Source organism: Nonomuraea sp. JJY05 (assembly GCF_043496855.1).
Lineage (GTDB): Bacteria > Actinomycetota > Actinomycetes > Streptosporangiales > Streptosporangiaceae > Nonomuraea.
This window is the reverse complement of record NZ_JBIEIS010000027.1, coordinates 123,548-144,439: the sequence shown is the minus strand read 5'-3', so window position 1 is coordinate 144,439 and position 20,892 is coordinate 123,548. Positions and strand designations below refer to the sequence as shown.

Annotated in this window: 21 protein-coding genes; 13 read left to right on the top strand and 8 right to left on the bottom strand. The window is 67.7% G+C overall.

The features are described 5' to 3' along the window. Positions 1 to 6: 6 nt before the first annotated feature. The 4 genes from ACFKCF_RS36475 to ACFKCF_RS36460 all read right to left on the bottom strand — a co-directional run bounded on the left by ACFKCF_RS36475 (position 7) and on the right by ACFKCF_RS36460 (position 2,653). The gene (locus ACFKCF_RS36475) at positions 7 to 561 is read right to left on the bottom strand and encodes a hypothetical protein (RefSeq protein WP_394499855.1); all 555 of its coding nucleotides are present in this window, start codon (positions 559 to 561) and stop codon (positions 7 to 9) included. After that, on the bottom strand, positions 558 to 1,643 hold the full coding sequence (locus ACFKCF_RS36470; protein ID WP_394499854.1) for an MAB_1171c family putative transporter: 1,086 nt from the start codon (positions 1,641 to 1,643) through the stop codon (positions 558 to 560). The genes ACFKCF_RS36475 and ACFKCF_RS36470 overlap by 4 nt, the downstream gene beginning before the upstream one ends. A 2-nt stretch (positions 1,644 to 1,645) precedes the next feature. Next, the gene (locus ACFKCF_RS36465) at positions 1,646 to 2,128 is read right to left on the bottom strand and encodes a hypothetical protein (RefSeq protein ID WP_394499853.1); all 483 of its coding nucleotides are present in this window, start codon (positions 2,126 to 2,128) and stop codon (positions 1,646 to 1,648) included. Between the two features lie 105 nt (positions 2,129 to 2,233). After that, the gene (locus ACFKCF_RS36460; protein ID WP_394499852.1) at positions 2,234 to 2,653 is read right to left on the bottom strand and encodes a helix-turn-helix domain-containing protein; all 420 of its coding nucleotides are present in this window, start codon (positions 2,651 to 2,653) and stop codon (positions 2,234 to 2,236) included. 206 nt (positions 2,654 to 2,859) lie between these two features. Here ACFKCF_RS36460 and ACFKCF_RS36455 point away from each other — a divergent pair, with 206 nt between their 5' ends. Together ACFKCF_RS36455 and ACFKCF_RS36450 are read left to right on the top strand one after the other, a co-directional pair. Then, entirely contained in the window at positions 2,860 to 4,467 is a 1,608-nt protein-coding gene (locus ACFKCF_RS36455) for a hypothetical protein (protein ID WP_394499851.1), read from the top strand. Positions 4,468 to 4,578: 111 nt separating this feature from the next. Continuing rightward, positions 4,579 to 4,941, top strand: a complete 363-nt coding sequence (locus ACFKCF_RS36450; protein WP_394499850.1) for a hypothetical protein — start codon at positions 4,579 to 4,581, stop codon at positions 4,939 to 4,941. A 26-nt stretch (positions 4,942 to 4,967) separates the two neighbouring features. Here ACFKCF_RS36450 and ACFKCF_RS36445 read toward each other — a convergent pair whose 3' ends face one another. The 3 genes from ACFKCF_RS36445 to ACFKCF_RS36435 all read right to left on the bottom strand — a co-directional run bounded on the left by ACFKCF_RS36445 (position 4,968) and on the right by ACFKCF_RS36435 (position 6,010). After that, positions 4,968 to 5,195, bottom strand: coding sequence for a hypothetical protein (locus ACFKCF_RS36445; RefSeq protein ID WP_394499849.1), 228 nt, complete (start codon positions 5,193 to 5,195; stop codon positions 4,968 to 4,970). Positions 5,196 to 5,470: 275 nt separating this feature from the next. Next, positions 5,471 to 5,710, bottom strand: coding sequence for a type II toxin-antitoxin system RelE/ParE family toxin (locus tag ACFKCF_RS36440; protein WP_394499848.1), 240 nt, complete (start codon positions 5,708 to 5,710; stop codon positions 5,471 to 5,473). A 6-nt stretch (positions 5,711 to 5,716) separates the two neighbouring features. Then, the gene (locus ACFKCF_RS36435; RefSeq protein WP_394499847.1) at positions 5,717 to 6,010 is read right to left on the bottom strand and encodes a type II toxin-antitoxin system Phd/YefM family antitoxin; all 294 of its coding nucleotides are present in this window, start codon (positions 6,008 to 6,010) and stop codon (positions 5,717 to 5,719) included. A gap of 263 nt (positions 6,011 to 6,273) precedes the next feature. Here ACFKCF_RS36435 and ACFKCF_RS36430 point away from each other — a divergent pair, with 263 nt between their 5' ends. From ACFKCF_RS36430 to ACFKCF_RS36390, 9 genes are all read left to right on the top strand, one after another. Beyond that, complete coding sequence (locus ACFKCF_RS36430; RefSeq protein WP_394499846.1) at positions 6,274 to 6,681, top strand: hypothetical protein; 408 nt, start codon at positions 6,274 to 6,276, stop codon at positions 6,679 to 6,681. Then, positions 6,678 to 7,628 carry a hypothetical protein gene (locus tag ACFKCF_RS36425; RefSeq protein ID WP_394499845.1) on the top strand — a complete coding sequence of 317 codons (951 nt, stop codon included), beginning with the start codon at positions 6,678 to 6,680 and terminating at the stop codon, positions 7,626 to 7,628. Before ACFKCF_RS36430 ends, ACFKCF_RS36425 begins: the two co-directional genes overlap by 4 nt. Continuing rightward, on the top strand, positions 7,625 to 7,882 hold the full coding sequence (locus tag ACFKCF_RS36420) for a hypothetical protein (protein ID WP_394499844.1): 258 nt from the start codon (positions 7,625 to 7,627) through the stop codon (positions 7,880 to 7,882). Before ACFKCF_RS36425 ends, ACFKCF_RS36420 begins: the two co-directional genes overlap by 4 nt. Next, positions 7,882 to 8,499 carry a hypothetical protein gene (locus tag ACFKCF_RS36415; protein ID WP_394499843.1) on the top strand — a complete coding sequence of 206 codons (618 nt, stop codon included), beginning with the start codon at positions 7,882 to 7,884 and terminating at the stop codon, positions 8,497 to 8,499. The genes ACFKCF_RS36420 and ACFKCF_RS36415 overlap by 1 nt, the downstream gene beginning before the upstream one ends. Continuing rightward, on the top strand, positions 8,496 to 8,981 hold the full coding sequence (locus ACFKCF_RS36410) for a hypothetical protein (RefSeq protein ID WP_394499842.1): 486 nt from the start codon (positions 8,496 to 8,498) through the stop codon (positions 8,979 to 8,981). The genes ACFKCF_RS36415 and ACFKCF_RS36410 overlap by 4 nt, the downstream gene beginning before the upstream one ends. Next, complete coding sequence (locus tag ACFKCF_RS36405; protein ID WP_394499841.1) at positions 8,978 to 10,147, top strand: tyrosine-type recombinase/integrase; 1,170 nt, start codon at positions 8,978 to 8,980, stop codon at positions 10,145 to 10,147. Before ACFKCF_RS36410 ends, ACFKCF_RS36405 begins: the two co-directional genes overlap by 4 nt. 368 nt (positions 10,148 to 10,515) lie before the next feature. Continuing rightward, entirely contained in the window at positions 10,516 to 12,090 is a 1,575-nt protein-coding gene (locus tag ACFKCF_RS36400) for an N-6 DNA methylase (RefSeq protein WP_394499840.1), read from the top strand. Next, the gene (locus ACFKCF_RS36395; RefSeq protein ID WP_394499839.1) at positions 12,083 to 13,276 is read left to right on the top strand and encodes a restriction endonuclease subunit S; all 1,194 of its coding nucleotides are present in this window, start codon (positions 12,083 to 12,085) and stop codon (positions 13,274 to 13,276) included. Before ACFKCF_RS36400 ends, ACFKCF_RS36395 begins: the two co-directional genes overlap by 8 nt. Before the next feature lie 3 nt (positions 13,277 to 13,279). Then, a complete protein-coding gene (locus ACFKCF_RS36390) occupies positions 13,280 to 16,354 on the top strand; it encodes a type I restriction endonuclease subunit R (RefSeq protein ID WP_394499838.1) in 3,075 nt (1,024 codons plus the stop codon). Between the two features lie 346 nt (positions 16,355 to 16,700). Here the strand turns inward: ACFKCF_RS36390 and ACFKCF_RS36385 are convergent, their stop codons facing one another. After that, the gene (locus ACFKCF_RS36385; RefSeq protein WP_394499837.1) at positions 16,701 to 16,865 is read right to left on the bottom strand and encodes a hypothetical protein; all 165 of its coding nucleotides are present in this window, start codon (positions 16,863 to 16,865) and stop codon (positions 16,701 to 16,703) included. Between the two features lie 222 nt (positions 16,866 to 17,087). On the opposite strand from ACFKCF_RS36385, the gene ACFKCF_RS36380 reads away from it, so the two are divergent. Together ACFKCF_RS36380 and ACFKCF_RS36375 are read left to right on the top strand one after the other, a co-directional pair. Beyond that, positions 17,088 to 20,147: a hypothetical protein gene (locus tag ACFKCF_RS36380; protein ID WP_394499836.1), complete on the top strand. Its 3,060-nt coding sequence runs from the start codon at positions 17,088 to 17,090 to the stop codon at positions 20,145 to 20,147. A 345-nt stretch (positions 20,148 to 20,492) separates the two neighbouring features. Next, positions 20,493 to 20,840, top strand: coding sequence for a hypothetical protein (locus ACFKCF_RS36375; protein WP_394499835.1), 348 nt, complete (start codon positions 20,493 to 20,495; stop codon positions 20,838 to 20,840). The last annotated feature ends 52 nt before the right edge of the window (positions 20,841 to 20,892 follow it).

The following is a 20,892-nucleotide window of genomic DNA, read 5'->3' as shown; positions in this document are numbered from 1 at the left end:
TGCGACCTATAGCATCGCGGTCAACGTGGCCGCCGTGGTCGCAGCCCCCGCGACGGCGCCCGCCATCACCTGGGCGGCGCTGTGGTGAGAAACCCGGACGCGCGCCCACCCGATCACTGCCACCAGCACAGCCCCGACTACCAGCACCGGCAGCGCGGGCAGCACGAACGCGAGCACCACAGTGGAACCAGCCGATACTCCGGTATGGAAGCTGATCTTCCACAGCAGCGTGATCGAGCCCATCACCAACACCCAGGCCAGCATCACGGCTGCCGACGCCACCACCACCCGCGGCGCATCCAATAGGACAAGCACGGCCAGGCCCACCACCACGGCGACGAACCCCGCCAGCATCGGCCCCTTACGGCTCTTGCGCTCGACCAGGTGGATCGAGTCCAGGCGGCCCCGCCAGACACCGACCGCGATCACCGCCGCGGGGACGCCCGCGCACAGCGCCGCAGCCAGCAACCCCCACGCCAGGCCAGTCCAGCCCTCAGCGAGCAGGCCGGCCGCCGGCGGCATGACGATCGCCACGTACTGCGGGGCGAACACCTCCGTCACCGCGCGGGCGAAACCTCCGCCACGTCCTGCCGCGCCTCCAGCTTCTTCCACGCCTTCCACACGCTGATCAGCCATTTCGCCTCCTCGGCGATCTCAGTCCCGGCGTTGACCGGGGTTCCCTTGGCCGTCCGCTCGGCCCTGCTGCCCGCCTCCTTGGCCGCGATCGCGTCGCGCAACCGGAGCGCCGTCGCTCCCGGGTCCACCCGGCCAGCCTCGTAGGTGCCCGGTGGCAGGTACGCCCACATGCGGCGCATCGCGTCATGGCACTCCGACACCTGCCGCTGCAGCCGGATACGCCACAAGCCACCGAGGTGCAGCACAGGCACTTTCGGGTCGGCGGCGAGCAGGAGCTTCCACAGCGGCTTGAGTCGCTGGTACAGCAGCCACGAGCGAGTACCCGCGCGGCGGCGCTGGATCTGCTGGAACGCCATGGCCAAGATGATGATCAGCATGCCGGGCGCCAGGAACGCGGCCTGGTCAACGAGCAGCCGATAGGGGAGTAGCCCGGCGAGCGCGGTCAGGCAGTAGGCGGGAGACAGGGCGCACCACACGGCGCCCACGATGAACAGGATGAGCTGCGTCCGCACGATCCCGGACGCCTCCCGGGCGGCCGTGACGCAGGTGGCGGCGAGGGCGAGCAGGATCAGAGCCACGTACCCGTACCAGGTGATCCAGTGCAGCCAGCCCATCGCCATCGCCGGCGTCAGCTCGAACCGGTCCTGGTAGGCGTAGAACACGGTGGTTTCCGGCCACTGCCACGCCCCAGCCAGATACGTGGCCACCAGCACGGCCACTGCCCCGAGCGTGACCAGCACCGACTTGCGGGCGCTCCGGCCGGCCACACCGGACATGTAGAGCACGATGCCGAACACGCCCACCATGGCCACGCAGCGTTTCGCTAGCGACGAGATCGGCATACCGCCTGCATCCACGAATGCGGCGACTTCCGGCCGCGCCAGTGTCAGCGTGCTGGCCATCCCGATCACGATGGCCAGCAGCCCCCGGTCCTGCAGCGTGGCTGTTTGCCGGAGTCGCGCCGCGACCGCGACCCACGCCGCGATCGTCCATAACCAGCCACCCATGATCACAACCCATCCATTGCTTGTCGAATCCTGCCGATCCGGCCCTTCATGGCCCGGTCATCAGCGTGCACGCCTGCGATCGCGAGCGTGCCGTACAGCTCCGCGTTCAGCTCGCCTTCCTCGCCGTAGCCCGTCCGCGCGAAGTATCGAGCCAACAGCTCCTGGTCCATGTTCGGGAACACCTCCCGTAGCCAGTCCGTGGCGGCCGGGGCCAGCTGCTCCCGCGAATCCTCGTCGATGCCGTGCCCGAACGTGACGCCTTCGGGCGCCATCAGCATGTGGCCCACCTCGTGTGCGATGATCTGCCAGCGGTGCGAGCCGGCCGCGCCGCGCGGCACATAGATGTGGTCCGTGCGGCCGTCGAACCGCCACACGCCGCACAGATCCACGGGTAGTTCCTCTTCGTGCAGCACGAGCCGATGCCCCCGAGCTTGGGATACTCGCGCGAGGTACTCGTCCAGGTCGAAGGGGCGCGGCGGCCGCACAAGGGCTAAGGCAGCATGCACTGAGTCGGGGACATGGAGACGAGCAGCGGACATTTAGAGAAGAAACCTTTCCGAAACGGATGCCCGGAAAGTTTACAAACCCCCTTACGTGCCCGGATCGTAGACGATGCCCTCGTTCTCCATCTCCTGCCTGATGACCTGCGCAATCCGCTGCCTGGCCTCAGGTGAGAGTTCTTCGGCCTGCCGGAACCGCATTTGCACGGCCCCTGACTTGAGGATCGCCTCGAACAGGTCGAGCTGCGACGACACCTGGGCGACCAGCTCCCGGTCAGGGTTCTCGCTCAGGTACTCCACCGGCACGCCGTAGAACTGGGCAAGCCCGATGGCTTTGTCCAGCGAGATCTTGGCCCGATCGCCGCCCTCCAGTAGGGCAATGTAGGAACCCGTCATCGGAGTGCCTGCCGCCGTGATGGCAGCCGCGACCTCGCGCTGCGAGTACGGCAACCCGCTCTTCGGGTTGACCATCACCTCGCGTAGACGCTTCAGCCGCGCGGCGAGCGGCATCCTAACTCTCCGATCAACTGCTTACAGATGTTGACAGACACCTAGATTAGCCGGAACCATACACGAGCCACAGCCGCTTACAACTGTCAGCAGTGCCCGGTTCGCGAGGAGCACCCTCATGCTTCATCCGTTATGCCGCATAGGCCGCCGCACGGCCCATGCGGCCCTCGCCAACCAGCCAACGGCACACCCAGGAGAGCTTCCCCTTGACGAACGAGTTGGACCCTGACGGCCGCCGCCTGTTCCTCGAACTCTCCGCAGACCTGTACGAGCAGGCGATGCAGGACATCCGCGGGGAGGGGCCGCGAAACGAGGGACTCGCGTTCTGGCAGGCCATCCGAGAGGCGATGGACGCCGAGGCCGAACAGCACAAGCGCCGCATGACCATCTACCGGATGCTGGAGGACCTGGCCGTCTTCCGCATGGCCAAGGTCCAGGGCATGCCGTACGACCGCATCGGCGCCCGCGCCGGTCGGCGCTCCCGCTCCTGGGCATTCCAACACACGATGCCCCAGGACCTGGTCGACGACCTGATCCGCACGTACGCGGAGGCCGAGGCCGAGGAGGGCAAGGCGTTCATCAACGCCCAGACCGAACCCGCCAACCCGCCAGCCAACGACCGCAGCACCGTCATCCCGATCACCGCCCACAGCAAGCGGCCCGCGCAGGAAGCGGCCCGCCGAAGCATCCTCTACCGGCAACTCCGCCGATTCCTGGGTGGCGCGGCCGTTGTCGCGGGCCCGGTTTACGTGGCGATGAAGGCCGCGGCCGCGAGCTACACCACCACCGTGCAGACGGCGCTCATGAGCAACGGCGCGCTCACCCCCATGCCCGGCCTTGACCCGCTGAGCGCTGGCGGCCTGTCCGGCATGCTCTCGGCGTCGTCCACCACGGGCGCGGCCGCGCAGGCCACCGGCCCCGTCACCACCGTCGTCGGCAAGGTGATGGCGAGCGCCGTCATCGGCGTGCAGGCCACCGCCGGAGTGTCGGCCCCGGCCGCCACGGTGTTCGTCGCCGCGGCGGGCTCACCGGTCGTGCTCGCCGTCGAGGGCGCGGCCAAGCCCATCGTCGCCGCCCTGGGGCTCGAGAACCCGGACCCGGCCGAACCCCCCGCGCAGGATCTTCTTCTCGCGGCACTGCCCACCGCGCCGCCCCCCGGGGAGGAGACGCTGGTGCAGCCGGAGCTCCAGGTACCGACCGTCTACGGCACCGAGACGCCCACCACGTCGCCCAGCCCCGAGCGCGGCTCTCCCACGCACGTCGCGACGACGGCGCCAGCACCCGCGACAACCACCACCACGGCGCCGACGCCAACCGCGAGCGCCACGCGCTCCCCGGCCGCCGCGCCCGCCACGACACAGAGCAGCATGGCCGCACCCACGCCGACGACCGTGACGGCCGAACCTACCGTGGCCACGTACACCACCCAGCCGGCGACCCCGCAGCCGTCAACCGCGACGACCACCGGGCCGACCGCTTCGCCGACTGACACGCCGTCCACTGCTGGGCCGAGCCAGCAGCCCACCGACAAGCCCACCGAGCAGCCGCCAACGCCAGACCCGACGCCGACCAGCCCGGCCCCCGACCCGACGCCCACCGAGACGGAACCGCGCGATCCGAAGCCGACGCAGACGGCCGAACCCGAGCCGTCCCGGAATCCCGAGAGCGCGCCGCCCGTCCCCGCGGGGGACAGCCAACCCCAAGGTGGGAGCGCTCTACAAGCGGAGCTTCCGCAGCCTATGGCGATGACCGTGGGCACGGGGGGCGCGCTGCTACTGCCGGCTGCGGGCTGGTGGTACGGGCCCACCTCATAGACGGCTTGCCCCCGTCTCGTACGGGGTGCGCAGACCCCGAACTGCCAGGTACGGGGCGGGGGCAGGCAACCACCTCAGCGGCTGATGTCGGCGAGGGTGGGTAACACGGGCATGGCGTCCCGCTATGAAACCCTGGGAGGCCTTATGCCAAGCTACGGAATCTACAGCGCTGAAACGATCTTCGTACCCGCAAACCTACTACAATCCCCGGACCCGGGATTTCTCCTCGCGGAGATCAACGTCTTCCTCCAGCCCCCCAGCGCCGAGCAGGGATGGGACGTCCAACTGCAATTCGTCCACGAATCGGCGGAACTATCCCCTGAGATCCTTCCGGAGCCAGGCGTCACCGTCGGCAAGATGATGTTCCACATTTCGCACCTTGCCGCTGTCCTCGCCATGCTGGCGCAGCCGAATTGCGCCGTTGAGGTGTGGGGAGGGCAGGCTCGCCTCGTCTCTCGCATACAGAAGGGCTGAACGGGGGACGCGGCCAGCCGATACCGCTACACGTCGTCGCGGTCGGGGAGGGTGGGCACGCCGCTGTAGTCGACGCCGTCGATGCGCATCAGCATTGAGTAGCTCACCCACCGGGTTTCGAGGCTGGGCGGCCCGTTGGTCACGTCGGAGCCGAGGGGGATGGCGATCTTCGCCCACCACTCCGGCAGGTTGTTGGCGAAGATGCTGGCGCGGGCGAGGAGGAACGCCATCCGGGTGCGGGCGAGAAGCACCATGGGCGCATGGTGAGCGCGCGGGACTCCTCGGCGGCGTGTTGCTCCATGGGGGCCGAGCGTACGCCGGGCGGCGGCGGCTCGTCCACCTGTTCGAGTCCGATATGCGCCCAGTGGGCCGATAGTGACCTTTGCCCGGTTCGCGTCTCGCGATCTTCGCTAAATGATCTCTCTGTGAAGCACGCTGGCGGGCGAACTCGGGTTGCCGGATGGTAGGAGATATCCAGGAGCGATGCGGGGGCTCCTGGACGCTCTCAGTGCGTTTTCGCCGCTCAGGGCTAGGTGTTGATCTCCAGGACCCAGACAGAGACGTGGTCGGGGCCGCGCGTGTAGACCAGGCGGAAGGTGTCGGTGCGGATCTCGAACGCGTCGGGGATGCCGCCGTACGGAACGGCCCCGAGCGGTTCAGGGTCCTCGATCAGGTCGAGGAAGGTGTTCGCGATGGCGGTTCGCAGGCCAGGCGCCGCCTGGCGCAGGATGTCGCGTACCGCGAGGTCGATGTGGAGGAGCCGTTTCAAGAGCGCTCACTGGGGGGTTGGTAGGCCAAGGTCGGCATACAGGGCTTCCTTGCTGTCGTAGGTCATCATTTCGCGCTCGCCGCGGGCGTGTGCGGCGATCGCTTCGGTCACGTGGCCGGCCTCCAATTCCCGGCGGGCTCGTAGTAGTTCCTCGTAGTCGGCTTCGGAGATGAGGACGGCGCGTTCCGTGGTGGAACGGCGGATGGTGGTGGGCTGGTGGCCGTGGACGGCGCGCGCTACAAGCGTGCCGAGTTGGCTGCGGGCTTCGGAAATCCCTAGTGGCTCATGCGTGGCGGTCATGTCGGTACTCACTCCTGCGACTGACCGGGGTCGCTCTGTTCCCGGTCCTCGGTGCTTTGGTGGATGTCTTCACTGTAGGGGAATCTGGACAGCCTGCACAGGAAGTTCAACATGTACATGTTGCTCAACTCTCTCGATTTTTATTACCGGGAATGTTCGTTCCCGCCGATAAAACCGCTATGATCAAGAAGTTCGACCCGCTCGGGACAGCGACCCCGAGCGCGGCAGGACGTAAGCCCCAGGACGGAGTAAAGGACCCAACCGTGCAACCAACGGACATCACCCTCGTCCCGCTCGACGCCGACGAGAAGACGCTGAAGCTCTACCTCGACGCCTCCCCGCTCTGGACATACAGCAGCCGCACCAACACCGTGGTGGCCTACCGCCACGACGGAGACGAGACGCGCGGCCCCGTTCGCGTGTTCGTCCCCGTCCACGATGACCCCGACTTCGCGCCAGACCCGGACGACGACCGCCAGGAGTGCGCCAGGACCGCGTACACCGTCAACGCCGTCGCCCTCGGCCTGCCCGCCAACACCTCGCGCGAGGCCGTGCGCCGCCTGGTCGAGATCGCCAACCTGAGCAGCAACCACAAGCCGGGCACCATCCGGCCCGCCTTTACCCCCACCCGCATCCACGCCGTGGCAACCGGGCAGGAGGCCGCGCGATGACCCTCACCGAACAAGAGCGCGAGGAGTACAGCGCTCACGCCGACCACTTCTCCAACAACTTCGTCAACGCCGTGGACGCCCTGGCCCTCATAGAAGACGCGACCAGCAGCCTGCAATCCGCCGCCCGCCTCCTCGCCCAGATCAACAGGGATGACTGGGGCGCAGACGGTGAACTCAACGACACCGACCACCAGGACGTCACCGCCGCGTTCGACGACGTCCACCGCCACCTGCGCAGCATCCGGCGCATCACGATCAACCTTCGTGACGAGGCCGACCGCTACCGCGTCATGAATGAAGCCGCGCTGAACCCGCCGCCCGAGCAGCCGGTACGCCCCTTCTACGCGGCCACCGCCGCCGATCTCCTGCTGATCCACCGGCTTCTCAAGACCGACTACTCGGTGACCACGTACGTGCCCGGCGTGCGTGCGCGGATCGACGCCGAACTGCAAGCCCGCCCGCCCGGCGAGATCGTCGCCGCCCAACAGGACATCCTCGCCGCCCAGGAGGCCGCCATCGCCGAGAAGCTGCGCACCCCGGTCGCTCCCGTCGCTGTCGTGATCACCAAGCCGGGATACGACACCGTACGCATCGGCCCCATCCCCGCCGACTACGCCCCGACGTGGATCGCCACCCTGGACAAGGCCCAGGAGCACGTCAGCCTGCCCGAGGGCTCCAAGTGGGAGATCACTGCCTACGACCCGAAGCTCCCCCACGAGCAGCCGACCGCCGCCACCACGGTGCCCGCGCTGATCCCGATCGTGCGCGAGCGCATCGGCCAGAGCGAGGAGGAGGGCATGGACCCGGCGCGCTTCCCCGACGAGTACGTCCGCATGTGGGCCCTGATCGGAGAGGAGGAGGCGTACCAGCGGTGGCGCGACGCCCTCATGGAAGTCGACGCCGAGATCTTCGCCGCCCGCACCGCCGAGGGGAACGAGACTCGATGACCACCCCCACGCCCCAGGCCGCCGACCTGGCCATCGCGTCCGGGCTGCCCGACGACCACTCGCTCAAGGGCCTGCCCGGCCTGACCTTCCACGTCACCAACTCCCTCCGGGATGCGACACCGTCGATCGTCACGGTGGGTGATCTGAAGGGCTGGACCGACGCCGCGCTGGTCCAACTCCCCGGCTTCCGGGCGGCCCGCCTGGAGAAGGTCAAGGCCGCGCTGATCGCCGCGAGCAACGGAGCAACCTCCTGATGGACACCTACTACCGCCCCGTCCCTGACGGGGCGGCCCCCATCACCATCTGGCACGGCGAACTCGACGAAAACGAGCGGTATTGGCTCACCGAGGTCACCCGCGAGATCGAGACGCTGCACCCGGCCACGATGACGCACCTGCACGACGGCGAGGTGACCACGCTCGCCCTGCTGCCGCCGTACACCCAGGAGACGGTGGCGGCCGCCGTCACGGCCGCCGCCCGGAAGTGCAGCGGCTGGCGGGTCACCCCGACCTGGCGGCCCGAGCCCGGCCACGTCCGCATCCAGGAGATCGCCCGCCAGGAGCGCGAGGCCGAGCTACTGAACGAGGCCGCCGAGATCGCCAAAGGCTGGAGGCACGTACGCATCACCTCCCCGGCCCGGCCGAGCTGGGACGACCAGGAGGCGTTCGCCGCGTTCACCGAGGTGCGGGCGCGCATCTACTCGACCGCCAGGCGCACGGACGTGATGCGCCGCATCTCCCACCGCGACACGAAGACGATCGTCGTGTTCGGCCACCACGAGCGGCCCGTGGACGACGCCGTGGCGGCGTTCCTCGCCGAGGTGACCACGTTCCTGCCCGCCGGGTGGGCGATCGACAATGAGGGACGGTGACCACGATGAACGACCTGCCGCACTACACCGATGACCCGCTGGTGGACCTCAAGGCCCACCGATTGCTGCTCGACCTCGACCCAGTCGCTTCCGCCCAGGCCGGGCGCGACCTCAAGTCCGGCACCTGCTCCTGCAGCGGCATGACGGCCACCCCGCCGTGGGACGACCATGCAGTGTTCGAGCAGTTCGACGCGCACATGGTCGACGTTCAGGTGTACGCGCACGAGGCCGTGGCCGAGGCGCTGGAGCAGGCCCGGCGGCAGGAGCGGCAGGGCGTGATCGAGAGGTGGAACGCGACCGTGCCGGTCGGCACGCCCGTCCGTTACTGGACCGGCGGCCGCCGAGGCGAAGGAAAGCAGAGCCGGACCCGCACCGCGGCGCACCTTCTTGAGGGGCACACGCCCGTCGTGTGGGTGGAGGGCGAAGGGATCTGCATCGTCCTCACCCGCGTCCAGCCCATCGACGCCGAAGGCCCGCAGTGAGCGACAACCTGCCCGAGGTGGTGACCACGGCGGGCGCGGAGACGCTGCCCGCCGTGGCGGCGGCCGACGACCAGCAGAAGAACCCGTACTGGGCTTACCTCGACAGCCTCGACAGCGCCGATTCCCGCCGCACCATGAAGGGCTGCCTCGACCGGATCGCCCGCCTGATGGCCGGCCAGGACCCCGCTGGCATCAACCCCAACACGGGCAAGCCGGACCCGACCGTGCTCGCCATCACCGGAGAGACGGTCAAGTGGCATCTGCTACGGGCCGAGCACACCCAGCACATTCGCGCCTTGATCGCCGCGGCGACCAGCCGCAAGAAGGAAGCCGACCCGGAGCCATGGGCGACGGCGTACAGGAACAAGCACATCGTGGCCCTGCGGCAGGTCCTCGACCGGGCATGGCTGCTCGGCCTGATGAACGCTGATGAGCGTGACCGCGCCCAGCGCGTCGAGCAGTTCCGGGGAACGCGTCTCCCCGCAGGCAAGCATCTGCCCGTCGAGCGCGTCGGCGCGTTGTTCGCTGCCTGCGACCTCGACCTCGACCTCGACCCCGACGAGGTCGAGGACGAGGCGCAGCGCGAGAGGATGCGCCGTACGGCGCTGCGCGACGCGGCCCTGCTGGCGGCCCTGTACTCGACCGGCGCCCGCCGGTCCGAACTGGCCGGGATCGCGCTGGCCGACTACGACCCGGCGGACCGGTCCCTGCGCATCCGCCATGGCAAGCGGAACAAGGAACGGTACGTCTACCTCACCTCCAGCGCGGTCGCCCGCGTCGAGGCGTGGTTGACCGCGCGCGGCAGCGACCCGGGCGGCCTGTTCGCGCCGTTCACCCCGCGCGGCGGGCACGTCCGACGCACCCGGGCGGGCACCGTGGCGCACATGAGCGGGCAGACGGTGGGGGACGTGATCGCCAACCGCGCCGAGCAGGCCGGGCTCGCCGAAGCGCCGGACGCGCACGACTTCCGCCGCACATTTACGGGCGAACTTCTCGACGCCGGGGTGGACCTGGCCACCGCGCAGGCCCTGCTGGGACATGCTTCCCCGGCCACGACGGCGCGATACGACCGGCGGCCGGAGAGGGCCCGCCGCTCGGCCGTGGACAAGCTGGCCACCCCCGAGGCGATACCGCTGCCCGGAGCTATCCGGAGACGCGAGAGATGATCCCGGTGCCCGCTCTTGCGGTTACGGCGCGTCGGGAAATGACGAGAGTGAAGCCGAGGTTGGGCGGGATCCCGGGCGGGACGGTCATCGTGGCACGTGCCTGGCCGGGGGCGACGGCATGGCTCAGGTGGGGAGTCTGCGGGGAAGAAGATCAACCAGCGGGGGCGTCTGGCCACTGCTGGTCGCGTCGTTTATTTGGCCGTTTGCCGAATTCCGGAGGCCTTGGGAGGACTATCGTAAGTGGATCGCCCGCGCAGGAAGTACGACGCCCCGCGTGCCCATGGCGGGCACGCCTCGAAACTGGGTACCAGCAGGAACTCCACGGCCTTCGGGTCGCCACCTTTGACGAGCAAGGACACCCCCAACTGATGGCAGTGACCCAGCAGGAGATCGAGAACCGCTTGTGGGATGCCGCCGACGAGCTGCGCGTGGCGATGCCCGAGGCGCAATACTCCTCCGTCATCTTCCCGCTGATGTTTTGGAAGTACCTGTCGGACACCTGGGAGCACCAGCACGAGCAGTTCCTGGCCGAAAACGAGGGCCTGGACGACCTGTCCGCCGAGGAAGCTCACGAGATCGAGTACCGCGACTACCAGTCGTTCGAGATCCCGTTCATCCACCCTGGCACCGTCCACCAGCGTCGCGCCTCCTGGACGTCCATCCTCGCCACCATCACCCAGCCCGGCCTCGGCCAGCGCGTCCGCGCCTCCCTGCAGGCCATCGAGACGGCCAACCCTGACAAGTTCTCCCGCCTGTTCGGGTCCATGACCTGGACCTCCGAAGAGGTGCTGTCGGGGGAGGTGCTGGCGGCGGTCATGCAGACGATGGACCGCACCCCGAAGATGCACGAGGGCAACATGTCCCACGACGTCCTCGGCGGGGCGTACGAGTACCTGCTTAAGCGGTTCTCCGATGGGTCCGGTACCCGAGCCGGCCAGTTCTTCACCTCCCGCGAGGTCGTCGAGCTGATCGTCGAGGTCCTGGACCCCAAGGGCTACGAGTCGGTGTACGACCCGACCTGCGGATCGGGCGGCATGCTCATCGCCTCCGCGAACCTCCTGAAGGTCCGCGGCGGGCGTGGCTACACACTCAAGTTGTACGGGCAGGAGGCCGTACCGGACACCGCGGGTGTGGCCCGCATGAACCTCTTCATGCACAACCTCACCCAGTTCAAGGTGGAGGTCGGCGACACCCTGAAGGACCCGCGCTTCAAGAAGCCGGACGGGTCCGTCGCGCAGTTCGACGTAATCGTCGCCAACCCGCCCTACAGCCTGAAGTGGAAGCCCTGGACCAACGACCCGCGCGCCCTCGGCGGGGTCGCCCCGCAGTCGACGGCGGACTGGGCGTTCGTCCAGCACATGATCGCCAGCATGAGCCCGAAGAAGGGACGCGTGGGGGTCGTCCTGCCCCACGGCGTCCTCTTCCGAGGTGGCCAAGAGGCAGCCATCCGCCAGCGCGTCCTGGACGACGACCTGCTCGAAGCGGTCATCGGCCTACCTGCCAACCTCTTCTACAACACCACCATCCCCACGGCGATCCTGGTGTTTCGCGCACCCGGCACCAAGGACCCGGAGCGGCAGGACGGCGTACTGTTCATCGACGCCTCCAAGCGATTCACCAAGGCCAAGAACCGCAACATCCTCACCGACGCCGACATCGCCGACATCGTGACCGCCTACCACTCGAAACTGGACGCCGACGGCAACCCGGTGGACCCCGACGGAGAAGGCGGACTCGCGGCGCGATTCGTCCCCACCGAGGAGATCGTGTCGAACGGGTACGACCTGAACATTGGGCGGTACATCAAGCAGGCCGCCGCCGAGCAGGAAGACCTCGGCACCCTTATCGAGGCCTACAACATCGCTCGCGCTGAACGCCAGAAGACCGAACAGCGCATGCTCGCCGTCCTCGCCGATGCTGGAATCGAGGGCTTCAATGAGTGACTGGCAGCGGACCACACTCGGGGAGGTGATGACCCAGGTTTCCCGTGTAATCCGGGTCGAGGACCTGACCGAGGCTCGATACGCCGGAGTGCGCTGGCATGCCGGAGGAGTGTACGACCGTGAGACGGTCCCAGCTCAGAACATCAAGGGCAAGGTGCTCTACCGGATCAAGCGTGACGACATCGTGTACAACCGGATGTGGGCGACCAAAGCCTCTTTCGGGGTGGTCAAGAAGGACGCTGACGGCTGCTTTGTCACCAACGACTTCCCAGTGTTCACGGTCAAACCCGAGGTAATCATCCCGGAATACGTCGAGGCCATCTTCCACACCGCGTCGTTCCAGTCTGAGGCGGCAGGCCGAGCGGTCGGCACCACAGAGCGCCGACGCCTCCACGAGCGGGACTTCGTGAACATCCCCGTCGTGCTGCCGTCCCTACAGACGCAGAAGAGGATCGTTGAGGTCATCAGCGCGATCGACGACCAGATCACCGCACTCGATGCCGAGGCCGACGCATTGCATATGGTGCTGCGACGATTTCGCGCCGAACTGGTTAACAAGCAGGATGCTCCGGCAGTTCGTGCTGATGAGGCATTCGAGATCATGATGGGGCGACAGCGGGCGCCAAAGTACGCCACGGGGCCTTACATGACGCCCTACCTCCGTTCCGCAAACGTCGGCTACGGGACGCTCGACCTATCCGACGTGTTGGAGATGAACTTCGACCCGCAGGAACGCGAGGCGTTTGGCCTCGCGCCCGGCGATGTACTCGTGTCCGAAGGCAGCGCAAGCCAGTCCGCAGTGGGTATGCCGGCAATGTGGCGTGGAGAACTGCCAGAACCGATCTGCTTCCAGAAGACGCTCATGCGGTATCGAGCCATCGAGGGCATCAGCGTTCCGGCGTTCGTGAACCACTGGTGTCTGTGGGCCTACGAGTCGGGCACCTTCCTTGACATCGCGGGAGGCACCAATATCAAGCACATCACCGCCATGCGTGCGGTGCGGATGCCGGTGCGCCTACCAACCGTCACGGACCAGGAGCGAATCGCTGCTGAGCTTGACGCGATAAGCGAGGTCGTCGCCGCGACCCGCGCGGAGGCCACCCGTCTCCGTGACGTTCGAGCGGGGCTGCTGGCGGGACTGCTGGACCGCACCATCGAGATTGAGTCGGCCAAGCTGGAGGTCTGAGCCGTGGCGAAGGGCATTCGGGAGCGTGAGTTCCAGAACCTGATGATCCAGTGGTCCCTCCCCATGGGCTGGACCTTCACCGCGGGCAGGTCGCTGCCGCGTGAGACGACACAGACGGTTGTGGCCAGCCTGTTGCGGGACGCCATCGTCCAGTTCAACCCCGGGGTGATCGACGGGTTCGACGTGGATGCGGTGGTCGAGGAGATCGTCGCCACGGTCAACGCCGTCGAGGGCGGGCTGGTGCGGGCCAACGAGCAGGTGCTGCGCCTGCTGCGAGGGCACAAGGAGTTCCGGGACGCCGACGGCGTGTGGCACGCCCTGAAGGTCATCGACTTCGAGCATCCGAGCGCCAACACGCTGGTTGTGTCGGACGAGGTGACCATCACCGTCCCTGGCAAGACCTCCCGTCGGTTCGACCTCGTGTACTGGGTCAACGGCCTGCCCCTGGTCGTGGTTGAGGTGAAGTCGCCGACCGCGAATTCTGGTTGGGCGGACGCCGCCCGCGAGATCAACGACGTGTACGCCACCGAGTACCCGTGGTTCTTTACCCCCAACGTCTTCGCCGTCGCCTCCGATGGGCTGAAGGTGCGGTTCGGTGCCGCCGGTGCTCCCACGAACCTGTGGCAGCCGTTCCGGTCCACCGCCGACGACGAGAACCTGTCCGGGCAGGCCGACGTGCAGCGCTCCGTCGAACTGCTGCTCAACCCAGCCACCGTCTTGGACATGCTGGCGAACTTCGCCTTGTTCGACACCTCCGGGGGCGGGGTGGACACGAAGTACCTGCCCCGCTACCCACAGATGGAGGCCGCCCACCTCATCCACGAGCGAGTCCTAGCTGGCGGCCAGAAGGGGCTGATCTGGCACCACCAAGGCAGCGGGAAGACGCTGTTGATGGTGTTCGCCGCCTCGCTGCTGCTGGCCGACACCCGCACCGAGTCGCCCACGATCATCCTGCTCTCGGACCGAACCCAACTCGTCCGCCAGACCTCCGGGGTGTTCACCTCCGCCATGGGGAGCGCCTACTTCCACCAGCCCGCCACCAGCCAGGAGTTGCGTTCCCTGCTGGCCGACGACGTGCGCGGCGTCATCTCCACGACCGTGCACAAGTTCGCCGACGCCGGCAAGAACCTGTCGACCCGAGGCAACATCATCGTGCTGGTCGACGAGGCACACCGCACCCAGTCCGATAGGTCGGAGTCCCTGGCCGGCCAGATGCGCGCAGCGTTGCCGCACGCGAAGTTCTTCGGCATGACCGGTACCCCCGTCAGCAACCTCGCCACTGACACCTTCGCCCTCTTCGGCGAGGAGACCGACCCGGGCAGGGTTCTGCACCGGTACTCGGTGTCCCGGTCTCTGCTGGACGGGGCCACCGTTCCGGTCATGCTGGACCCGCACCCGGTCGCCTTCGATTTAGACGACCAGGCGTTGCAGGCTGAATTCGACCAGTTCGCCGACGACTTCGACCTCGACGACCCCGACCGTGAGCTCCTGTCCCGCAAGTTCGGGCGCCTCACCTCGGTGTTCGCCAACCCCGACCGCATCCACGCGGTCTGCCAGGACATCGTGGACCACTACCTGGCCGGCGCCTACCGCAACGCCCTCAAGGCCCAAGTCGTCGCCTACAACCGTGAGCTGGCCGTGGCCTACACCGACAAGATCAACGAGCTGCTGGCAGGCTTCGAGGCATCACAGGTGCTCGCCGAGGTCGGCAAGCACGGCCGGATCACCGCCGAGGTGAACATCTCCGTCTCCGACGCCAAGGGCGAAGACCCCGCCATGCGGCCGTTCCAGCTCACGGAGGCCCAGGAGGAGGACCAGAAGCGGCGGTTCCTCACCCCGGACGACCCACTCTGCTTCCTGGTGGTGACCGCGAAGCTGATGACAGGGTTCGACGCCCCCAACGAGGGCGTCCTCTACCTGGACAAGCCACTGAAGGCCCACAACCTCTTCCAGACGATCACCCGCCCCAACCGCACCTGGGTGTCCCCGACCGGATTCGTGAAGACCTCCGGCGTGATCGTGGACTACATCGGCCTGGCCGAAGAGGTCCAGCGGGCCGTCGTCGACCCCGCCTCGCCGGGGGCCGGCAAGGGCGGCGGGTTCGTCACCGACCTGTCCGAGCTAGTCGACGAGTTCCGCACCACCTTCGCCCGCATCGAAGACCTTCTCGTAGATGTGGACGGCCTGGACCTCACGGTCCACGGATACGAATCCGTGCGGGCCATCAACGCCTTCCTGGACGCCAACCCCGGCACCGCCGAAGTGTTCACCAAGGACTACCGGCTCCTGGCCCGCCTGTACCCGCTCATCCATACCGACAAGCGGGTCGCCAAGTACCGAGACGGTTTCGGGCTGTTCGGGTCCGTGTACACGACCCTGTTCAAGAAGTCCTCCGACGAAGAGAGGAAAGAGCGGTTGAGTGAGCTGGGGCCGATGGTCCTGGAGATCATCAACGCCCACGTCCACTCCTTCTCCGTGGTCGCCTCCCAGGAGGAAGCCCTCGTCCTGGACGCGCAGGGCATCGCCATCCTCAAGGAACTGCTGGCCCTTGTCCGCCCCAAGCCCGGCAAGGACGACGGCGAGGACAAGAGGCCGCCGTCCGCAGCGGAGATCTTGGACCACATCAAGGCCGCCCTCGAAAGGGGCGTCGAACCGGGGTCCGCGAAGTACACCGCCCTCGCAGAGCGCATCAAGCTGCTGCGAGACCGGATCATCCAGAACTCCCAGGACGCCCTGGAGTTCCTGTCCGAGGCGCTCCGGATCGCTCGCGCCATCGTGAACGCCGGGAAGCACCCCGACGAAGCCGTCGTGCTGGACGACGACCACGTGGGTGTCCTGACGCGGATCATCCACGACCACGCACCGCCCGGCCTCACAATCACGGAAAGGAACCTGGCCGAGGAGATCGACCAAGTGGTCACCCGCACCCTCGCCCGGTCATGGGACAACGCCGACGCCCGCAACCGAGGCGTCCGTCGCGCCACCGCCGCCGTCTTCCGCCGGTACATGCTGAAACCGGTGGGGGAGCCATATGACTCCACCGTCGCCTACATCGAAGCCCACTACCTAGTTGACTGACGAACGGAGGCCCGGTTATCTGGGGTCGCCAAAGGCGTCAGGCATGTGAGGCAAGTGGCTTCCGTGCAACGTGCCTGACAAGTTATCTGAGGTTGTCAGGCACGTTGGTCACCTCGGGAAGCCCGCCCGCCGTTCAGGATGTTGCTCGTCACCCTGCCGCGTAGAAGTTTGTGACGATGGTGCCGCCGTCACGGTGTCTTAAGGAGTCCGTCTGGTTAGACACCGTGGACTCCCTTGGCCAGCCCACGGCCGCGATCGCCCAGCCCGTACCCGGCCCCGAGTCACCGTCCGGGGCCGTCACGCTCTTGTCCGTTTCACGTGCAGGCAACCTCGGATAGCCAGGCCTCTACCGCCCACGGCTGTCGTCCTCCTCGGTGGAGGATTCGCGAGCGCTGGAGTCGCTGCCTTCCTGCCGCTCCCGCTGGCGGCGGACGGCGCGCTGGGCGAGGAGTGCGGTGATGAGGTTGACGGTTGCCACTGCCAGCGGAATGAAGTCGGTTAGGTGCTGCATGGTCGTGTACTCCGTCGATGGGTAGGGGCTGGAGCGGTTCCGGCCCGGTGCTTCCCATTGGCGGCGTGGATGTGGCGTCCGGCAGTTGTCTCGGACCGGACGGACGTATCGGACCAGAGCAAGCGCACCGGCCTCGTTGAGGCGGGAAACTGGAGATACCGGCAAGACTCGTGAGTTGGCCCGGCCTTCTCATCCGGTAAGTCGACAGGTGCAGGAGCCTTGATGGATCCCAACGGTGCGATGACAGCGCCGGGCTCGCCAGCCAAACCGCCGGACCCGGCCACGGTGCACACCTGTGAGCAGTTGGCGCGGGCGTTGAAGGCTCTGGCCGGGTCGCGCGGCCCTCGGGACGTCGAAATCGCCGCAGGTGAGCTAAGGCCGCCGGAGACGCTGGCCAAGCAGACCGTCAGTGACATGTTCCGCAGGGGGCGGCCCAGCGAGCGGACGCTCGCGGCGTTCCTGCGCATCTGTGGGGTGTCCAGAGACCGGCACGAGGCGTGGCAGGCAGCCCGCAGACGCGCCAGGGGAGAGAGCCGCGAGCCGGACCTTGCGCGGCTGGTCAACCTTGTGCGGGCCGGTGATGCCAAGCTGCGCGATCTGGGGGTGCACGATGCTATCGACGTCCCTGGCGCCGCCGGTGATCAGCCGGTCTATGTGGAGCGGGACACCGACATCGATTCAGCCGGCGTGCGCGCGTTGATCCGCAACGCCGTCGACGGTGGGCAGGGACGGCTGCTGCTGCTGGTCGGGGAGTCCTCGGTGGGCAAGACCCGATGCGCCTGTGCGGCCGTTCAGGACCTGCTCCCGCACTGGTGGCTGCTGCAGCCGGCCGACGTCGAGCAGATCCGCCATGCTGCGGCCAACCCTCCGGCGCAGTTGGTGGTGTGGCTGGATGAGCTGCAAAATTATCTCATCGGCGCTGCCGGCCTCACCGCGGACCTGGTCCGGTCGCTGACGGGCCGCGGCATGCTGCTGATCGCCACGATGCGCGACGACTTCTATCGCGCCTACGCCCGCCAGCCCGGGCCGGAGCATTCCCGCTCCTACGCCGCCGAGTGGGAGGTGGTCAAAAAGCAGGCGGCAACGATTACCATGCCGAAGGCGTTGAGCTTCGCCGAACGGGCTCGGGCTGCAGCCTCAGGCGACAAACGCCTTGAGGCGGGACTGCAGATCATGGGCTATGACCTGTTTCCGGCGATCGCCGCTGCTCCGGAGCTGACCCGTCACGCCAAGGCCGCCGACCCGTATGCTCGCGCGGTGCTGGAGGCCGTTGTGGATGCCGGCAGGCTCGGGGTGCGATCCGCGATGAGCAGCGACTTGCTGCGCCGGGCGGCACCTGGCTACTGCGATGCGCGTCAACGCGCGGTGGCGCCCGGCAACTGGTTCGAGGCCGCCATGGCGTATCTCACCCTGAAGCTCGAAGGCGCCGCCGCGGTGCTGGACCCGATCGCCCCGCCCGGCACCATGGGCGGCCAGCGCGGCTACGTGATCGCCGACTACCTGCAGCAGACGATCGGGCAACAGCGCCGATCGAGCAAGGTGCCGGCCTCCACTTGGCATGCTTTGATCGAGTACCTGACCAGCCCCGAGGATCGGGAACGCGCCGCTGCGGCTGCCGTAGATCGGCTGTTGTACAGCTGTGCCGAGGAGCTCCTCCTGACCCCGACCCCTATTACCCAAGGCGAGGCCGCGCAGTGGCTGGCCGAGCTGCTGGCCAAGCAGGGCCGTGTTGAGGATCTGCGTGTCCTGGCCGACGCCGGCAACGTCTACGCCGGCTTGCAGCTGGCCAACCAGCGCCGCATCGAGGAAGCCATCGACGTCCTACGCGCCCTGGCCGACACCGGCAGCGACCACGCTGCCCGGGAGCTGGCCGACCTGCTGTCTCAGCAGGGCAACACCCAGGACCTGCGTGCCCTGGCCGACACCGGCAACAACCACGCTGCCCGAAAGCTGGCCGACCTGCTGATCAGCCAGGACCGCATCAGGGAAGCCATCACCGTCCTACGCGCCCCGGCCGACAACGGCGACGCCGCCGCCGCTTTGCAGCTGGCCAAACTGCTGGCCAAGCAGGGCGGCATCGAGGAAGCCATCGACGTCCTACGCGCCCCAACCGACACCGGCAACGCATACCTCTCCCAGCGACTGGCCCACCTGCTGGCCGACCTGTTGATCAGCCAGGACCGCATCAGGGAAGCCATCACCGTCCTACGCCCTCCAGCCGACACAGGCGACGACCACGCCACCCAGGGGCTGGCCAAGCTGCTGGTCGAGCAGAGCCGTATTGAGGACCTGCGCGCCTTGGCCGACACCGGCAGCGACCACGCCGCCCGGGAGCTGGCTGCCCTGCTGTCTCAGCAGGGCAACACCCAGGACCTGCGTGCCCTGGCCGACACCGGCAACAACCACGCCGCTTGGGAGCTGGCTGAGCTGCTGGCCCGCCAGGGTCGCATCGAGGACCTGCGTGCCCTGGCCGACACCGGCAACAACCACGCCTCCCGGCGGCTGGCCCCCCTGTTGGCCAAGCAGGGCCGTATCGAGGACCTGCGCGCCCTGGCCGACACCGGCAACGACGACGCCGCACCATGGTTAACTGGTCTGTTGGCCGAGCAGGGCCGTATCGAGGACCTGCGCGCTATGGCTGACGCCGGCAGCGAGCCCGCCGCCTTGCGGTTGGCCCACCTGTCGGCTAGGCAGGGCATTGAGGACCTGCGCGCCCTGGCCGACACCGGCAACGACTTCGCCTCCCGACTGCTGGCTGGCCAGTTGGCCGAGCGGGGCCGCGTCGAGGAAGCCATTGACGTCCTACAGGCAGCTGGCACCGGGAATTCTCCCGCCCCTCGGCTATTGGCTGAGCTGCTGGCCAAGCAGGGGCGCGTCGAGGAAGCCATCACCGTCCTGGCCAACACTGGCAATCCCTCCGCAGCAGGGGAGCTGGCTGAGCTGCTGGCCGATCAAGGCCACGTCGAGGAAGCCATCGCCGTCATGCGCGTCCCTGCCGAGACCACCAACAGTTACGCCGCCTTGCGGCTGGCCGAGCTGTTGTCTAGACAGCGCCGCGTTGAAGACCTGCGCGCCCTGGCAGATACCGGCAACGTCCACGCCGCCCGGGAGTTGGCTGAGCTGCTGGCCCGCCAGGGTCGCATCGAGGACCTGCGTGCCCTGGTCCTTGTCGGTACCCCCTATGCCGCCCAGACGCTGATCAGGCTGCTGGCCGACCAAGGCTCGGAGGAGGCGGATCGGCTGCGTCGGTATGGTCTGCCGCTGGCGGACGATGACACCTGAGATCCGGCAGGAACTATGCAGTGCTGTCATCAGCACTTGGCCATTCTCGCCCGCTACATACGCCTGGGCGAGGAGGCCTCCCATCGTCACATCACCGCTGAGTCCGCCGCTAAGGTCGATCACTACGAATCCTGAGCTGGTGCCAAAGAACCAGAGCGCGCTCTCGAGGCAACATGCCTTCAGCACCGGTCAACGTGGCTTACGTGCCTGAGGAGATCGGCTCGCTCCGACCCGCGGCAAGAGGCCAAAACCCAAGATAACCGAGGCAACCTGTGGCGACTGCCGGCCTCGTCGCGCTACTCGGTCGCGGAGGCACTCGCCGCCCACGACACCGTCATCACCTACATGGAGCCGAACCTGCACCGCCAGATGTGGGAGGACACCCTCTTCCGCGAGGGGATCGAGCGGCGCATGAGGGAGCAGCTGCTCCGCAGGGTGGTCGAGGAGCGATGCGTGCCGGTGGCGCTGCCCACGGCGGCGTACCGCTACTTCACCGATCCGGCCTGGGGCCTGGCGCCGTTCGACATGAGGCGGCGGCCTGTACTGCCGGAGCTGGTGGAGTTGGGGGCGCCGTGGGAGTTCATCGAGGTCGAGCTGTCAGTGCCCGTGCGACGGGTCGGCTCGCTGGAGCAGTCGAACAGCCAGGCCACCCAACGCCAGCGCGGTGAACCTTCGGTTGGCGCCCAGCCGTAGAAGCCGCCGTCAGGGGTGAGGGGGAGGTCCATGGCGTGTCCTTCAGCGTCGG

Coding starts and splice junctions, on each gene's coding strand:
- ACFKCF_RS36470 (WP_394499854.1), bottom strand. CDS start 1,643: ATGGGTGGCTGGTTATGGACGATCGCGGCGTGGGTCGCGGTCGCGGCG.
- ACFKCF_RS36460 (WP_394499852.1), bottom strand. CDS start 2,653: ATGCCGCTCGCCGCGCGGCTGAAGCGTCTACGCGAGGTGATGGTCAAC.
- ACFKCF_RS36450 (WP_394499850.1), top strand. CDS start 4,579: ATGGCGTCCCGCTATGAAACCCTGGGAGGCCTTATGCCAAGCTACGGA.
- ACFKCF_RS36445 (WP_394499849.1), bottom strand. CDS start 5,195: ATGGTGCTTCTCGCCCGCACCCGGATGGCGTTCCTCCTCGCCCGCGCC.
- ACFKCF_RS36435 (WP_394499847.1), bottom strand. CDS start 6,010: ATGACCGCCACGCATGAGCCACTAGGGATTTCCGAAGCCCGCAGCCAA.
- ACFKCF_RS36425 (WP_394499845.1), top strand. CDS start 6,678: ATGACCCTCACCGAACAAGAGCGCGAGGAGTACAGCGCTCACGCCGAC.
- ACFKCF_RS36420 (WP_394499844.1), top strand. CDS start 7,625: ATGACCACCCCCACGCCCCAGGCCGCCGACCTGGCCATCGCGTCCGGG.
- ACFKCF_RS36415 (WP_394499843.1), top strand. CDS start 7,882: ATGGACACCTACTACCGCCCCGTCCCTGACGGGGCGGCCCCCATCACC.
- ACFKCF_RS36400 (WP_394499840.1), top strand. CDS start 10,516: ATGGCAGTGACCCAGCAGGAGATCGAGAACCGCTTGTGGGATGCCGCC.
- ACFKCF_RS36395 (WP_394499839.1), top strand. CDS start 12,083: ATGAGTGACTGGCAGCGGACCACACTCGGGGAGGTGATGACCCAGGTT.
- ACFKCF_RS36385 (WP_394499837.1), bottom strand. CDS start 16,865: ATGCAGCACCTAACCGACTTCATTCCGCTGGCAGTGGCAACCGTCAAC.
- ACFKCF_RS36380 (WP_394499836.1), top strand. CDS start 17,088: ATGGATCCCAACGGTGCGATGACAGCGCCGGGCTCGCCAGCCAAACCG.
- ACFKCF_RS36375 (WP_394499835.1), top strand. CDS start 20,493: ATGGAGCCGAACCTGCACCGCCAGATGTGGGAGGACACCCTCTTCCGC.